Below are 15,624 nucleotides of genomic sequence, written 5' to 3'. Positions count from 1 at the left end.
ATAAAAAGAGGTGACCCCATTGAGCATTAAGGCTGAAGAAATTAGTGCATTAATTAAAAAGCAACTAGAAAACTACCAAGATAAATTAGTAGTTGATGAAGTTGGTACAGTAACCTATATTGGTGACGGAATTGCTCGTGCTCATGGGCTTGATAACGCGTTAAGTAGTGAACTACTTGAATTTTCTAATGGTTCATACGGTATTGCTCAAAACTTGGAAACAAATGATGTTGGTATTATTATCTTAGGATCATATGCTGATATTCGTGAAGGTGACCAAGTTAAACGTACAGGTAAAATCATGGAAGTGCCAGTTGGTGAAGAACTAATTGGACGTGTTGTTAACCCATTAGGACAACCCGTAGATGGTCAAGGTGAAATCAAAACATCTAAGACTAGACCTATTGAAGGACAAGCACCTGGCGTTATGCAACGTCAATCTGTTTCAGAACCAATGCAAACAGGTTTAAAAGCGATTGATTCGCTAGTGCCAATTGGACGTGGTCAACGTGAGTTGATTATCGGGGACAGACAAACAGGTAAAACATCTATTGCTATTGATACAATCTTGAACCAAAAAGGTAAAGATGTTGTTTGTATCTATGTTGCTATTGGTCAAAAAGAATCAACTGTTAGAAGACAAGTAGAATCATTGAAAAAATATGGTGCAATGGATTATACAATTGTTGTGGAAGCGGGTCCTAGTGAACCAGCACCACTACTTTACATTGCACCTTATGCAGGTTCTGCTATGGGTGAGGAATTCATGTATAACGGTAAACACGTTTTAATCGTGTTTGATGACTTGTCAAAACAAGCTGCTTCATACCGTGAAATTTCCTTGCTACTTCGTCGTCCACCTGGTCGTGAAGCTTACCCTGGTGACGTTTTCTACTTACACTCACGTTTACTAGAACGTTCTGCTAAGTTGAGTGATGAAATGGGAGGCGGTTCAATGACTGCTTTACCAATTATTCAAACTCAAGCCGGAGATATTTCTGCTTATATTCCAACTAACGTAATTTCCATCACTGATGGTCAAATTTTCTTGGAAAGTGACTTATTCTTTGCTGGAACTCGTCCTGCTATTAACGCTGGGGAATCTGTTTCTCGTGTTGGGGGTTCAGCACAAACAAAAGCGATGAAGAAAGTATCCGGTACACTTCGTGTGGATCTTGCTTCATATCGTGAGTTAGAATCTTTTGCTCAATTTGGATCTGATTTGGATTCAGCTACTCAAGCTAAGTTGAACCGTGGTCGTCGTACAGTTGAAATCTTAAAACAACCACTTCACAAACCTATTCCAATGGAAAAAGAAGCTTTAATTCTTTATGCCTTGACAAAAGGTTACTTAGATAAAGTAGAAGTTGACCAAATTTTAGAATTTGAAGCACAACTATTTGATTACTTCGATAGTAACCATGCTTCAATTCTAGAACAAATTGAAAAAACAGGAGATTTACCAGAAAACCTTGATGAACTAAATCAAGCAATTTCCGACTTTGTTGATGGTTTTACATCAAAATAAGAGGGAGGAATATAGATGGCTGACTCAACACTTGAACTAAAGCGAAAAATTAGTTCAATTAACAAAACTGGTCAAATTACGACAGCTATGCAAATGGTTTCAGGTGTTAAATTAAATCAAACTGAAAAGATTAATCAAAGCTACATGCACTATCAAGACATGCTATATAATACAGTTGCGCATTTGATGGCATCACGTATTACGAATGAACTAGGTGTTAGTTCAAGTAGTGTAGTTGATGATGAAAACTTTGATTATGCGTCACTATTTCATAATAGTGATATGAGTGATTTGATTAGCCATCGTCCAGTTAAAAAGACTGGTTACTTGGTAATCACCGGAGATCGTGGATTAGTTGGTTCATACAACAGTACAGCAATTAAACAAATGATGTCACTAGCTAAAAAAGCTGAAGAAGAAGGCCGCGAAGCTGAAATCTTAGCTGTTGGTGGCGTTGGTGCGGATTTCTTCAAAAAACAAGGCATGAACTTAGTTTACGAATATCGTGGAATTAGTGATGTACCGACTTTTGAAGAATCTCGCGAGATTGTGTCAACTGCTGTAAACATGTATATGGATGGCGTGTATGATGAACTTTACGTTTGTTATACTCACCATGTTAATACAATTTCGTCAGAATTTAGAACTGAAAAAATGTTACCTATTTCTGATATTGATGTCCAAGACGCTGTTCACGAAGGACCTAAAGCCCAATTTATTACTGAACCGTCAACTGAAGCAGTATTAGATAGAATACTACCTCAGTTTGCGCAAGGTATGATTTACGGTGCTATTTTAGACTCCAAAACCGCTGAACATGCTAGTTCTATGACAGCGATGCAAAATGCATCTAAAAATGCTGATAGCGTTGTTTCGGATTTAACAACTCAGTTAAACCGTGCGCGTCAAGCTCAAATTACGACTGAAATCACCGAAATCGTCGGTGGTGCAGCCGCACAAGAATAAAAAGGAGGTTGACAGTTTGAGTCAAGGTAAAATTGTCCAAGTTATTGGACCCGTTGTTGACGTGGCCTTTCCATTAGATAATGATCTGCCCGATATCAATAACGCTTTAAAAGTAACTAAAAACGATAACGACTCAATCATTCTTGAAGTTGCCCTTGAACTTGGTGATGGTGTTTTAAGAACAATCTCCATGGAATCAACTGATGGTTTGCAACGTGGAATGATCGTTGAAGATACAAAATCTCCGATTTCTGTGCCTGTTGGTAAAGAAACTCTAGGACGTGTCTTTAATGTTTTAGGTCAAACAATTGACGGTGGGGAAGAATTCCCTGCTGATTTCAAACGTGAAGGAATTCACAAAGATGCACCAAAATATGATGATTTAAGTACTGGTAGCGAAATTTTAGAAACTGGTATTAAAGTTATCGATTTACTTGCCCCATATACTCGTGGTGGTAAAGTTGGGTTATTCGGTGGTGCCGGTGTTGGTAAAACTGTTTTAATCCAAGAATTAATCCATAATATTGCTGAAGAACACGGTGGTATTTCAGTCTTTACTGGTGTTGGAGAACGTACACGTGAAGGTAACGACTTGTACTTTGAAATGAAAGAATCCGGTGTTCTAGAAAAAACAGCCATGGTGTTTGGTCAAATGAACGAACCACCTGGAGCTCGTATGCGTGTTGCGCTAACAGGGCTAACAATTGCGGAATACTTCCGTGATGTTGAAGGTCAAGATGTGCTACTATTTATCGATAATATCTTTAGATTTACACAAGCTGGTTCAGAGGTTTCTGCCTTACTAGGTCGTATGCCTTCAGCTGTTGGTTACCAACCAACTCTTGCTACTGAAATGGGTCAACTTCAAGAACGTATCACATCAACTAAGAATGGATCAATCACATCTATTCAAGCTATCTACGTTCCTGCTGATGACTACACTGACCCTGCTCCTGCAACAACGTTTGCTCACTTGGATGCAACAACTAACCTAGAACGTCGTTTAGTAGAACAAGGGATTTACCCTGCTGTTGACCCACTAGAATCTTCATCTAATGCGTTAGATCCAGAAACTATTGGTCAAGAACACTACGAAGTGGCTACAGAAGTTCAACATATCTTACAACGTTACCGCGAATTACAAGATATTATTTCTGTTTTAGGTATGGATGAATTATCTGATGAAGAAAAACTAATCGTGCAACGTGCACGTAAGATTCAGTTCTTCTTATCACAAAACTTCCACGTTGCTGAACAATTTACTGGTGTAAAAGGTTCATACGTATCAGTTGCTGATACAGTATCTGGATTTAAACAAATCTTAGATGGACAACTGGATGATCTTCCAGAAGATGCTTTCCGTGGTGTTGGACCAATTGAAGATGTAATTGAAAAAGCAAAATCAATGGGATATGAACATCAAACGACTGAAGCAACTTCAGTTGAAGAATAGGAGTGAAAATCATGGCAGATAATATTATAACTGTCACTGTTGTTACTCCTTATGGAATTCAGTATAGTCACCGTGCACATATGGTAAGTGTGAAGTCAATTGATGGAGATTTAGGTATCATGGCTAACCATGAACCAATCGTTGCCCCACTAAAGATTAGTGAAGTTAGGGTAAAAAGAACTGACAACACAACTCATGTTGACGCAATTGCAGTAAACGGTGGCTTTATCGAATTTCAAGATAATGTTGCAACAATTGTGGCTGACGGTGCTGAACGTGCTAGAGATATTGATTTGAGCAAGGCTGAACAAGAAAAAAGTGAAGCTGAGCAAAAACTTCATGAGGCTGAATCACAACACGATATTGATCAACAACGTCGTGCTGAAGTCGCATTGAAGAAAGCGATGAATAGAATTAATGTTTCTAAACATCTATAAAAAAGTGAACACATTTTGTGTTCACTTTTTTTATGAGTAATATTTATTAAATTTCTGTTTTTGTTAGTTAATAATTGATATTTAGCGTCTTAATTTATGATATTATATGAAGAGGGAGTTTTATAAATAATATTGGTGAATTTGTAATCATCATATAATATATTAAAATTCGACATGATTGACATGTGAAGGGAAAGATAATCGTGGTTAAAAATATAGGAATCGATTTGGGAACTGCTAATGTTCTAATTAATGTGGCTGGAGACGGTATTGTTTTGAACGAGCCATCTGTTGTTGCAATCGATACAAAGAATAATGAAGTTGTTGCTGTAGGTACCGAAGCTTACCGCATGGTAGGACGTACACCAGGAAATATCAAGGCAATTAGACCCTTAAAAGACGGTGTTATTGCTGATTTTGATATTACAGAAGCAATGCTAACTTACTTTATTGAAAAGCTGAATTTAAAAGGATTTTTATCTAAGCCAAATATTCTAATCTGTGCACCTACAAACGTGACTGATATTGAACAAAAGGCGATTATTCAAGCTGCTGAAAAAGCAGGCGGAAATAAAGTTTACTTAGAATTTGAACCTAAAGTGGCTGCCGTTGGTGCAGGTCTAGATATCTTCAAGCCTCAAGGAAATATGGTTATTGATATTGGTGGGGGTACTAGTGATATTGCTGTACTTTCAATGGGTGAAGTGGTAACAAGCCGTTCATTACACTATGCTGGTAACAAAATGGATCAAAATATTGTGGCTTATGTTAAACAAAAATATAATCTGTTAATCGGTGAAAGAACAGCTGAAACAATCAAAAAAGAAATTGGATCAGCTTTTGAAGCAGAAGAATCACAAGAAATTGAAGTTCGTGGTCGTGATATGATTGATGGTTTACCTAAAGTAATGACAATCAATGCTGTTGAAGTTGAACAAGTTTTATCTGAAGGCCTTATGAGTATTATTGATGCTGCAAAAGAAGTTCTAGAACAAACACCGCCAGAATTAGCTGCTGATATTATTGATCGTGGTATTATGCTAACTGGTGGGGGTGCTTTATTAAACAACTTAGACCGTTTGTTAGCACACCACTTAAAAGTACCTGTAATTGTTGCAGATAATAGTCTAGATGCTGTAGCTATTGGAACAGGCGTTTTATTAGATAATATTGCAAAGAGAAAATAATGCGATTTATTTTTTTAGGGTGTATTAAATTTTATCAAACCCGAATTTCTCCATTGTTACCAAAGCGCTGTCGATTTTACCCAACATGTTCTCAATATGCCTTCAAAGCAATTGAAAAGCATGGTGTGATTAAAGGCACAATTATGGGAGTTTCAAGAATTTTAAGATGTCAGCCTTTTAATAAAGGGGGACTTGATTTTGTTCCGGATAAGTTTACACTGTTTCGAAATAAAAAATCTAATAAAATTGGTGACGAAATAATTAACAAAAATAAAAAAAGTAGTGAGTAGAGAATTTTATGTCTAAAAAAGTTAAAAACATTAATGTAGAAGTTAACGAAATTAATAATAAAAATGAAAATTACTATGAAGTGGCTATTCCAAACAAACAAGTGATTGGAACAATTAAAAAAGTGGAATCGCGCTATCAAATAGATATTGAAAAATCGAATAAAACACTATTTGCAAATAATTTAGAAAGTGCGATTAATGATTTGCTTGTTTACTTTAACTTGCATGGCAAAATCTAAATTTTGAAATAACAATCTAGGGGAGTACAAATTATGGCACAAGTAGATGAAAAGCCAAGCCTAATTGATCGACTAGATTTTGGAATTATTGTTCCTGTATTAATCCTAGCAGTTGTGGGAATGTACGCTATTTGGTTAGCTTCTGGTGCTAATTTGAGAGCTATCATATCTCAAGTGATTTGGTATTTTGTAGGCTTTTTAATTGTTGCTGTTATCATGCAATTTGACTCAGAACAGTTGTTCAAAGTTTCGCCATATGCTTATGCTGCGGGACTGACGTTGCTGTTTTTGGTTTTAATATTTCATGATCGATCGCTAGCTGCAGATACTGGGGCGATGAGTTGGTTTAAGGCAGGGCCCTTTACGTTCCAACCTTCTGAGGTTATGAAGCCAGCATTTATTTTGATGTTAGGTCGTTTAACCTATCGACATAATCAACTATATCGTGAACATACTGTTCGAAATGATAGTATTTTAATTGGAAAACTCATCTTAGTCATGCTACCGGTTGCTGTGTTATTGAAATTGCAAAATGACTTTGGGACAATGTTAGTTTTCTTTGCTATTTTAGGTGGTGCAATCTTGGTATCTGGTGTAACATGGAAAATTTTACTACCGGTTTTCTTATCAGTGGCAGTGATTGGGACTATTGCTATTTTATTGGTTTCGACACCTAATGGTCAGGAAATTCTACGACAATTCAATTTCAAAGCTTATCAATTTGAGAGAATTAATAGTTGGTTAGATCCGTCTGGAGATACTGCGAATAATTCGATGCAGCTATGGCAGAGTATGAAAGCAATTGGTTCAGGAGAATTATTTGGTCGCGGATTTGGTGTAAGAGTTGTTAATGTTCCCGTTCAAACAACCGATATGGTTTTTTCAATTATCGGGGAAAGTTTTGGGTTTGTAGGTGTAATAGGTGTAATTTTGACTTACTTCTATTTGATTTTCAATATGGTCAAGGTTGCCTTTCAAACACGTAACGCCTTTTACTCATATGTTTCAACCGGTGTTATCATGATGATTTTGTTCCATGTTTTTGAAAATATCGGAATGAGCATCGATCTTTTACCACTAACGGGAATTCCTTTACCATTTATTTCTTCCGGGGGGTCAGCCTTACTGGGAAATATGATTGGTGTTGGATTAATTCTTTCAATGAAATATCATCATAAGAGTTATATTTTCAGTGGAAAAGGTGAATTTTAGTATTTATCAGTTAGGAGAGTGGCTAAATGACTAGCAGTCAAATAGTTGAAGTTGAGCAAAATGTCAATAATCTGTTCAAACGTTTTGAAACAGGGGACTTTTACAACACGCTTTATCAACAATTTAACAAGATAAAAGAGCAGGTCAACTATCAAAAAAGACGTCGTCCAGTTCAGATAGCAGAATTAACTGATGATAATCGCGAAAAAATCAAGTTTCTTGCTCAAGAAAAAAATATTCAGTCACCTAAGATGGATGATTTGCAATTTCTAGCGCAATTCATTGGCGTTACGGATGTTGATATCCGGGAAAAATACGTTTTAAAAACGATTGTGGAGTGTATCAAAAAACACTATTATAATGAAAATCAGCTTATTTGGTTAAGAGATTTTGTCTTGAATCCAGATAATTTGTACGCACACATTTTAGAGCCTAAAAATGACGCTGTTTTAGTTAGAAGCGGTGCTTTATTAATTTTAAACGCGATTTTGGTTGAAGATGAAAAGTTTTATAACTTATTATCACCGCAAGATTGTCAAACCGTTGCGTTAAAATTATCAACGTATGCATTACTTGAACAAGATTATCAAGGCTATAATTCCAAAATGGGTTGGATACAAACTTACAGTCTTATTGTTGAAGCAACAAAAAAAGTCTGTGAGGCACCTGTCCATCGAGCATTGAAAGTTTACTTAATGACAGCAATTTTATTTGCATATTTACAAACAGATGTGCCACTTATTTTTGGTGAAAATCAGGTACTGGCAGATTTAGTTTTAAGTTTTTCATTAAGGGATAACTTTTACAATCACTTTATTGTGATGCTTTTGACACAGTGGAATGATCAGTATAAAGATGACTATAGTTCTAATGAACAATTAGGGTTTTGGCATCAAGTGTACAATAGTGAACGTTTAATTGATAGTTTATTAGTGCTAGATGATTTACCAGAATCTATTCGTAACTTAATCAAAAATGAAATCAAATAAAAAAGCCATTTATTAAATGGCTTTTTTTATTTGATATTAGTGTTAATTGAAACAGATAAAATGATGGATAAAATAATTAAAGTTACGCTAGTTAAAATCAGTGTAATGATGTTGTACACGGTAGGTAAAGTGAATAATATAATCATGCCAATAATTGCAATAGCAAATAAAATAATAGCAAATACAATCAGTGAGCGACTTAAAAAGCGATCTTTTTCAGGATGAAAAACTAAAAACGGCTTATCTTTGGTATAAATTAAACAACCACCGATGTAACAAATGACTGCAATAAAAGCCATCATGATAATTTTTATAATCATAGGTTTAATAACGTCCTTTTCTTTGTAAATCTTTTAATTTTTGGTATTGGTTCTTAAAGGCAACTTCAAACTTACTGTTACCTTTAGGGTGAAAATAATGTGAATTGCGTAAGCTATTGGGCAAATAGTCCTGTGCGACGAAATCATTATCAAAATCATGGGGGTACAAGTAACCGACACCACTACCCAATTTTTCTGCACCACTGTAGTGTGCATCTTTAATATGGTTTGGAATGTCGCTAATTCGTTTGTTTTGAATATCAGAAATTGCTTCATCAATAGCAGTTAAGCTAGCGTTAGATTTTGGAGATAAGCAAAGTTCGATTACAGCATTGCTCAAAGGTATTCTTGCTTCAGGAAGTCCAACTTTTTCTGCTGCTTCAATTGCGGTCATTGTGTGCATCCAAGCTTGTGGATTAGCAAGCCCAATATCTTCAAAAGCGATGACTGTCAGGCGTCGAATAATACTTTGTAAGTCACCAGACAGAATTAACCGAGCTAAGTAATGAAGTGCTGCATCAGTATCAGAACCTCGAATTGATTTTTGAAAGGCTGAAAGTAAGTTATAGTGGCTATCACCGTTTTTATCAGCAGAGATATTTTGTTTTTGAATAGAGTCTTCAATTACGGGAGTATCAATTAAAATAATATGATTCTCATCTGGATTAGAAGACAATACGGCTAATTCAAGACCATTTAAAGCATTTCTCAAGTCACCGTTGCTTCGTGTTATCAGTAACTCTTTAGCTTCATCTGTCAACTGAACATGATAGCTACCTAAACCGTCTTGTTCATCAGTTAAGGCTCGATTAATAGCTTTGCTAATATCTTCAGCTTCTAAAGGATATAATTCAAAGATCTCTGTCCGAGAGCGTATAGCCGGCGAAATAGAAAGGTAAGGATTTTCTGTTGTAGCACCGATTAAGATGATTTTACCAGATTCAAGCATGGGCAGTAAAAAATCTTGTTTAGTTTTATCTAGTCGATGGATTTCATCAAGTAATAGCACGACAGTACCACTCATTTTAGCTTCTTCAGCGACAATTTTTAATTCTTTTTTGCCATCAATAGCTGCATTTAGCTGTCTAAAAGCATATTTTGTACTACCTGCAATCGCACTTGCAATGCTTGTCTTGCCAATTCCCGGAGGGCCATACAGAATCATGGAGGTTAGTTTTTTGGCCTTAACCATGCGATAAATAATTTTATCTTGTCCCACTAAATGTTGTTGTCCTACAATATCACTTATTGTTTTTGGACGCATACGAAAGGCTAGGGGAGCAGTCATTATTAATCTCCTTTAATTAACTTTTTAAACTTAGACCAGACAGATGATTTTTCTGGTTTGGCGCTAGACTCAGTTGGTTGTTCTTGATATTTTTGACTAATATCAATGACGGGCTCATTGATTGCATCACTTGAAACAACAAGAACTCCCGTTTTATCATCAGCGGTCTGTGCTGATTGATCACTAATCAATGAAAATTTAATATTATTTTGAGAACAAGCTCTAATAATCAGTGAAGCGTTTGGTGTGTTAACTTTGTTATTAATTAAAACTTGGTAGTTTTGATAGCTTTGAATATGATTAACTAAGGTTTCAACAATGGATTTGTCTTTTAGCTGAGCTACGGACAATCTGACTAATACACGTTCGCGTAATGAGCCTAAATACTGACGTCTTTCATCAGGATTGGTTTGTGGGGTAGAGGTTAACCCATTTTGTTCTAAGCGTTCATTTAATTTATCTGACAATTAAAATTCCTCCTTTGATTGTTATAGTAAAAGTGTATTAAAAAATCCCCGATAAGGATACCGGGGAATAAACAAAATATATAAATATTAAAGTTTTTGGTTGTAGAATTCAACAACAAGTGATTCGTCGATTTCTGGTTCAAGTTCATCACGTTCTGGTAGACGAGTTAATGAACCTGTTAATTTGTTATCGTCAAATGAAACGAAAGCAGGGCGAGCAACTGTAGCTTCAACTGCTTCTTTAACGATAGCCAAGTTTTGTGAACGTTCTCTTAGTCCGATAACTTGGTCAGGTTTTACTTCGTAAGAAGGAATATCAACGCGTTGACCATCAACAGTCACGTGACCGTGGTTAACTAATTGACGAGCTTGACGACGTGTAGTTGCTAGACCTAAACGGTAAACAACGTTATCTAAACGACGTTCTAGTAATACCATGAAGTTAACACCGTGTTTACCTTCACGAATTTTACCAGCTTTAACGAAAAGGTTCATAAATTGACGTTCAGTTAAACCGTACATCACACGTAGTTTTTGTTTTTCACGTAATTGTGAACCGTATTCTGAAAGTTTACCACGACGAGCGTTTGGACCGTGGTCACCTGGTGCGTAGTTACGACGTGCAAGTTCTTTACCAGTACCTGATAAAGAAATTCCAAGACGACGAGATTTTTTCCAACTAGGACCTGTATATCTTGACATAAAAATGTTCCTCCATAAAATTTGATTATTGGAGTAAAATATAAGAAATAAGTTCGGCATTCGTGCATTTTATGTTGATACTTTCACCACGTGCAGCCGCGGGGTACTCGTTCACTTAAAGCGCCATAAAATGTTGACGTTCTTGCCACTTATTGCTGCAATATTTTACACTTTTATTATTATAGATGAGATGTGTTCTTAAATCAAGTCTATTTATTTCCCAAAAAAGCTCTTCAAAGGGTGAATTTTTTGATACAATAATACTTATATGGAATATTGGGGGAAGCTTTTATGTCAGTAGGACAAACAGTTGTGCTTTCAATAAGTATTTTGATAATACTTGCAGTTGTCATTCAATTATTAATGAACTTCATCAAAAACAAACGTGTTACGGGTCACATTAGCGAAGTTATTGACTCTTTTCAATCGGTTGAACTGGCTGAAAAGTATCAACATTTAAAAGAAATCACGCTATCTGGCTCGAGTTTGATAACGTTTAATAATTGGGAGAAAGTCTATCTAGGATTAGAATCTAGGTCAGAAGAGTTGCTACAAAAGAATCAAAAAGTTGCTCAGACGACCAATCACTTAAGACTCTTGACAGCTAATTCACTGTTAGCTGACTTAAAACAAGAAGTTTTTGAAGCTGAACAAGACGTTGAAGATGTTGAATCAGTTTTTGATCAACTAATTGTTGCTAATAGTGAATCAGAAAAAGAAATTGAACAAATTTATGATAAATATGCTGAAATAAGGAAAGATATTTTATCAAAATCTTACAATTATGGTCAAACAATTAACTTTTTAGAAGATTATTTACTTGGACTAGAAAATAAGTTTACAGATGTGAGAGCGCTCAATAGTGTTGGGAACCACATCGAAACACATCGCGTATTGAGTTATTTGAAATTACAATTAACACAACTTGATCAAAAACTACCAAGAATCAAAAAAAGTTATGAAAAATTAAGTGAAAAATTGCCACAACAGGTTAAAGAGCTAAGTAATGAGTATGCGCACTTGCTCAGTCAAGGCTATCGTTTTTCAAATGTTAACGTTCAAACTTTAATTGATAACCTAAACGCTGCTTTGAATCAAACCAACCAGCAGTTAAACGAAATTAAGCTGGATGAAGTAGAAAATGGTATTGATAATATTAATAACAAAATCATGGAAATTGAGCAGATTTTAGAAAATGAAATGAATGCTAAGAATTTTGTAGTTGATTTTCAAAAAAGATTGTCTGAACAATTTGAAAAGGTTTCGTTAGCTAATTCAGAATTGATGGATTTACTGGTTCATATCGATCAAAGCTATATTTTAACTAATGATGAGATTACTGAAAGTGGTCATATTGGTTCTGAAATTAGTCAAATGAAGAATGATTTTGATTTAGATATTCGAAAAATTGAAACAGAATCACCAGTTTATTCTGAAATTAAAGCGGATTTCTTAAGAATTAACCAACGATTGGATGAAATCTCAATTCGACAACAAGAAATTGAACAAGATATCGAAGGGTTAACTGAAGCCGAAAAGGTTGCACAACAATCTGTTCAAGAAATGAATTTGAATCTTAATATGTTGAAACGAAAACTCGATCGTTACAAATTACCAGGCTACCCACCACGCTTTGTTGAATACTATCGACTAGTAGAAGATGAAATTGAAAAAATTTATAACGAACTGAATCAAGTCAAAATTGATATGAAACAAATCTCAGATGATTTGATTTTGGCTCAGCAAGATTTAAATAAATTAACAACAGATTCTGAAAATATTGTGGCGGTTTCAGAATTAACTGAAATTGCAATTCAATATAGTAATAAGTATATTCAAGATAATCAAAGTATTAATCAAGCGGTAAAGAAGGCCTATCAACTTTATAACCAAGATTTTGATTATGAAGGTGCCTTAGACACAATCGCAAGTGCACTTGAAAAAGTCGAACCAGGTGCTTATCAAAAGATTGAAAAAGATTACTATAAAGGCTTATAAAAAATAAGTTAACGAGTTGAATGTTAATGGGTTTTCCGCTATAATACTTTAGACGTTCAAACAATTTAGACCAGATTACTGGTCTTTTTTAGTTTTAAAGGTGGATAATAATTTGATATATTTTGACAATAGTTCAACAACTTTAATCAATCCTAATGTGCTAAATACTTACCAAGCGGTTAGTCAAAAGTATTGGTCTAATCCTTCTAGTTTGCACAAATTTGGTGAGAAGAGTTTTTTGCTAGTTGAACAATCTCGTTTACAGATTGCCGATTTGCTCGGTGTGAAAGGTAGCGAAATATTTTTTACAAGCAGTGGAACAGAATCTGATAACTGGGCAATTAAAGGTACCGCCATTTCAAAAAGAAAATTAGGTAACCATTTAATTACCACACAGATTGAACACCCCGCGGTTTTAAATTCAATGAAACAGCTCGAAGAATTAGGATTCAAAGTGACTTATTTACCTGTTGATCAAACGGGCATTGTAAGTCCTGATTCTGTAAAGCAAGCAATCACAGAAGATACGATACTGGTTTCGGTTATGGGAGTTAACAATGAAATCGGGTCTATTCAGCCTATTGCTGAAATTGGCGATATCTTAAAAGCATATCCATCAATTCACTATCATGTGGATGCTGTTCAGGCTATTGGGAAAAATTTATGGTCCAAGGTTTTCCATCCACGTATTGATTTAATGAGCTTTTCTGCGCATAAATTTAACGGTCCTCGTGGAGTTGGATTTTTATATAAAAAAGCTAATCGTCAATTGCAACCACTATTAAGCGGTGGTGGACAAGAGCAAAATCTGCGCTCAGGAACCGAAAATACCCCAGGGATAGTTGCCAGTGCCAAAGCATTAAGACTTGCAATCGAAACCCAGAAAAAAACCGTCCAACAAACGGCAGAAATAAAAAAAGAAGTGTTAAGCTACTTAACTGATAAACCAGGTATTTCGATTTTTTCACCAGATAGTAGTGAATTTGCGCCACATATTCTAACATTTGCTTTAGAAGGTGTTAGAGGTGAAACACTTGTTCATTTGTTGGAAGAACAAGAGATTTATGTTTCAACAACAAGTGCTTGCTCCAGTAAAGATGAGACTGGATCCGGGACACTGAAAGCAATGGCTGTTGATGACCGCATTGCTCAAGGTGCTATTCGCTTAAGTTTTTCAGCGGATAATACACTGGCTGAAGCCAAAGAATTTATCAGTAAGTTTGAAGAAATTTATAAACGTTTTAAAAATATTAGTTATTAAAAAGGAGCTGCATATATGCAATTCAGTGAAGTATTAGTGAGATACGGTGAATTATCAACTAAAGGTAAGAACCGCCGCGAATTCATTAACCGTCTGCACGGTAATGTTAGTCGCGCGCTACATGATTTGAGTCACCTTGATATCTCAACTAAAAGAGATAGAATGCACATTAAATTAAATGGCGAAAACTGGGAGGTAGTCGACGAAAAATTATCTAAGGTATTTGGAATTGAGACTTATTCACCCGCTGTTAAGGTTTCAAAAAATATTAAAGATATTCAAGAAGCTGCAGTTGAAATGATGAAAGCTATCTATCATGAAGGGCTTTCGTTCAAGGTAAATACACGCCGAAGTGATCATGAGTATGAATTAGATACTAACGAAATTAATCAGCTAGTCGGTGGCAGTGTTACGGATGCCCTACCAGATATTGCTGTTAAAATGAAAAATCCAGATGTTATTTTGCGAATCGAAGTTCGTCATGATGCGGTTTATTTATCAAATCAAACAATTAAGGGAGCAGGTGGGTTGCCTGTTGGAACAGCTGGTAAAGCTATGTTGATGCTTTCAGGTGGTATTGATTCGCCAGTTGCTTCTTACTTGACAATGAAGCGTGGAATTGAAATTGAAATGGTTCATTTTTATTCACCTCCTTATACAACTGATAAAGCGCTTGCGAAAGCAAAAGCCTTAACTAGTAAACTAGCTGCTTATTCAGGTAAAATTAAATTTATTGCGGTTCCTTTCGCACATATTCAAGAACAGATTAAACAAAACATTCCAGAAGGATACTTAATGACGGTTCAACGTCGTTTTATGCTAAAATTGACTGATCTTATTCGTGAACAACGCAAAGGACTAGCCATTTCAAACGGAGAATCAATTGGACAAGTTGCCTCACAAACACTTGAGAGCATGATGGCAATTAACGATGTAACAAATACACCAATTATTCGTCCTGTTGCTACCTTAGACAAGACAGATATTATTCGTATTTCTGAAAAAATTGATACTTTTGATCTTTCTGTTATGCCATTTGAAGACTGCTGTACAATTTTTGCACCGACTCGACCAAAAACTCGACCAAAAACTGAAAAAGCGGTTTTATATGAAAAAGCACTCGATTCAGAAGCCATGATTCAAGAAGCTTTAGATAATATTCAAATTACTGATATTTATCCCGACCAAGACTTTATTTCAACCAATAACCAAGATGAGTTTGAAGATTTACTTTGACATTTGGGATAAATTTAGTAGAATATAGTCAATAGCAACGACCAAGAGATG

The 15,624-nt window shown here is 35.5% G+C and carries 16 protein-coding genes and 1 other annotated feature (1 of these 17 only partly in view); of the genes, 12 read left to right on the top strand and 4 right to left on the bottom strand.

Features of this window, described 5'->3' with window-relative positions:
- The first annotated feature begins 19 nt into the window (after positions 1-19).
- From atpA to JNUCC72_RS03520, 9 genes are all read left to right on the top strand, one after another.
- Complete coding sequence (gene atpA, locus JNUCC72_RS03560) at positions 20-1,528, top strand: F0F1 ATP synthase subunit alpha (RefSeq protein WP_454142964.1); 1,509 nt, start codon at positions 20-22, stop codon at positions 1,526-1,528.
- Positions 1,529-1,543: 15 nt separating this feature from the next.
- Positions 1,544-2,494: a F0F1 ATP synthase subunit gamma gene (locus JNUCC72_RS03555; RefSeq protein ID WP_454142962.1), complete on the top strand. Its 951-nt coding sequence runs from the start codon at positions 1,544-1,546 to the stop codon at positions 2,492-2,494.
- A gap of 16 nt (positions 2,495-2,510) precedes the next feature.
- Positions 2,511-3,947 carry a F0F1 ATP synthase subunit beta gene (gene atpD / locus JNUCC72_RS03550; RefSeq protein ID WP_454142960.1) on the top strand — a complete coding sequence of 479 codons (1,437 nt, stop codon included), beginning with the start codon at positions 2,511-2,513 and terminating at the stop codon, positions 3,945-3,947.
- A gap of 11 nt (positions 3,948-3,958) precedes the next feature.
- Positions 3,959-4,384 carry a F0F1 ATP synthase subunit epsilon gene (locus JNUCC72_RS03545; RefSeq protein WP_454142958.1) on the top strand — a complete coding sequence of 142 codons (426 nt, stop codon included), beginning with the start codon at positions 3,959-3,961 and terminating at the stop codon, positions 4,382-4,384.
- A 203-nt stretch (positions 4,385-4,587) separates the two neighbouring features.
- Positions 4,588-5,571, top strand: a complete 984-nt coding sequence (locus JNUCC72_RS03540; protein WP_454142956.1) for a rod shape-determining protein — start codon at positions 4,588-4,590, stop codon at positions 5,569-5,571.
- Positions 5,571-5,861 carry a membrane protein insertion efficiency factor YidD gene (yidD, locus tag JNUCC72_RS03535; protein ID WP_454142954.1) on the top strand — a complete coding sequence of 97 codons (291 nt, stop codon included), beginning with the start codon at positions 5,571-5,573 and terminating at the stop codon, positions 5,859-5,861. Before JNUCC72_RS03540 ends, yidD begins: the two co-directional genes overlap by 1 nt.
- 8 nt (positions 5,862-5,869) lie before the next feature.
- The gene (locus tag JNUCC72_RS03530; protein ID WP_454142952.1) at positions 5,870-6,100 is read left to right on the top strand and encodes a DUF2969 family protein; all 231 of its coding nucleotides are present in this window, start codon (positions 5,870-5,872) and stop codon (positions 6,098-6,100) included.
- 33 nt (positions 6,101-6,133) lie between these two features.
- Entirely contained in the window at positions 6,134-7,312 is a 1,179-nt protein-coding gene (locus JNUCC72_RS03525; RefSeq protein WP_454142950.1) for an FtsW/RodA/SpoVE family cell cycle protein, read from the top strand.
- A 26-nt stretch (positions 7,313-7,338) separates the two neighbouring features.
- Positions 7,339-8,301, top strand: a complete 963-nt coding sequence (locus tag JNUCC72_RS03520) for a DUF2785 domain-containing protein (protein ID WP_454142948.1) — start codon at positions 7,339-7,341, stop codon at positions 8,299-8,301.
- Positions 8,302-8,327: 26 nt separating this feature from the next.
- Here JNUCC72_RS03520 and JNUCC72_RS03515 read toward each other — a convergent pair whose 3' ends face one another.
- The 4 genes from JNUCC72_RS03515 to rpsD all read right to left on the bottom strand — a co-directional run bounded on the left by JNUCC72_RS03515 (position 8,328) and on the right by rpsD (position 11,078).
- A complete protein-coding gene (locus JNUCC72_RS03515) occupies positions 8,328-8,621 on the bottom strand; it encodes a hypothetical protein (protein ID WP_454142946.1) in 294 nt (97 codons plus the stop codon).
- 4 nt (positions 8,622-8,625) lie between these two features.
- Positions 8,626-9,909, bottom strand: coding sequence for a replication-associated recombination protein A (locus JNUCC72_RS03510; RefSeq protein ID WP_454142944.1), 1,284 nt, complete (start codon positions 9,907-9,909; stop codon positions 8,626-8,628).
- A 2-nt stretch (positions 9,910-9,911) separates the two neighbouring features.
- Positions 9,912-10,376: a DUF1694 domain-containing protein gene (locus tag JNUCC72_RS03505; RefSeq protein ID WP_454142942.1), complete on the bottom strand. Its 465-nt coding sequence runs from the start codon at positions 10,374-10,376 to the stop codon at positions 9,912-9,914.
- Between the two features lie 87 nt (positions 10,377-10,463).
- Positions 10,464-11,078, bottom strand: a complete 615-nt coding sequence (gene rpsD, locus JNUCC72_RS03500) for a 30S ribosomal protein S4 (protein ID WP_339969357.1) — start codon at positions 11,076-11,078, stop codon at positions 10,464-10,466.
- Positions 11,079-11,369: 291 nt separating this feature from the next.
- Between rpsD and JNUCC72_RS03495 the strand changes: the two genes are divergently transcribed.
- The 3 genes from JNUCC72_RS03495 to thiI all read left to right on the top strand — a co-directional run bounded on the left by JNUCC72_RS03495 (position 11,370) and on the right by thiI (position 15,573).
- Positions 11,370-13,076, top strand: a complete 1,707-nt coding sequence (locus JNUCC72_RS03495; RefSeq protein WP_454142939.1) for a septation ring formation regulator EzrA — start codon at positions 11,370-11,372, stop codon at positions 13,074-13,076.
- Between the two features lie 112 nt (positions 13,077-13,188).
- Entirely contained in the window at positions 13,189-14,337 is a 1,149-nt protein-coding gene (locus JNUCC72_RS03490; RefSeq protein WP_454142937.1) for a cysteine desulfurase family protein, read from the top strand.
- Between the two features lie 15 nt (positions 14,338-14,352).
- Complete coding sequence (thiI, locus tag JNUCC72_RS03485; RefSeq protein ID WP_454142935.1) at positions 14,353-15,573, top strand: tRNA uracil 4-sulfurtransferase ThiI; 1,221 nt, start codon at positions 14,353-14,355, stop codon at positions 15,571-15,573.
- Between the two features lie 28 nt (positions 15,574-15,601).
- Positions 15,602-15,624 (top strand) — a binding site (T-box leader) (it continues 199 nt past the right edge of the window).

The sequence above is a fragment of the Holzapfeliella sp. JNUCC 72 genome, from assembly GCF_053668685.1.
This window is presented reverse-complemented; position numbering and strand designations above follow the sequence as displayed.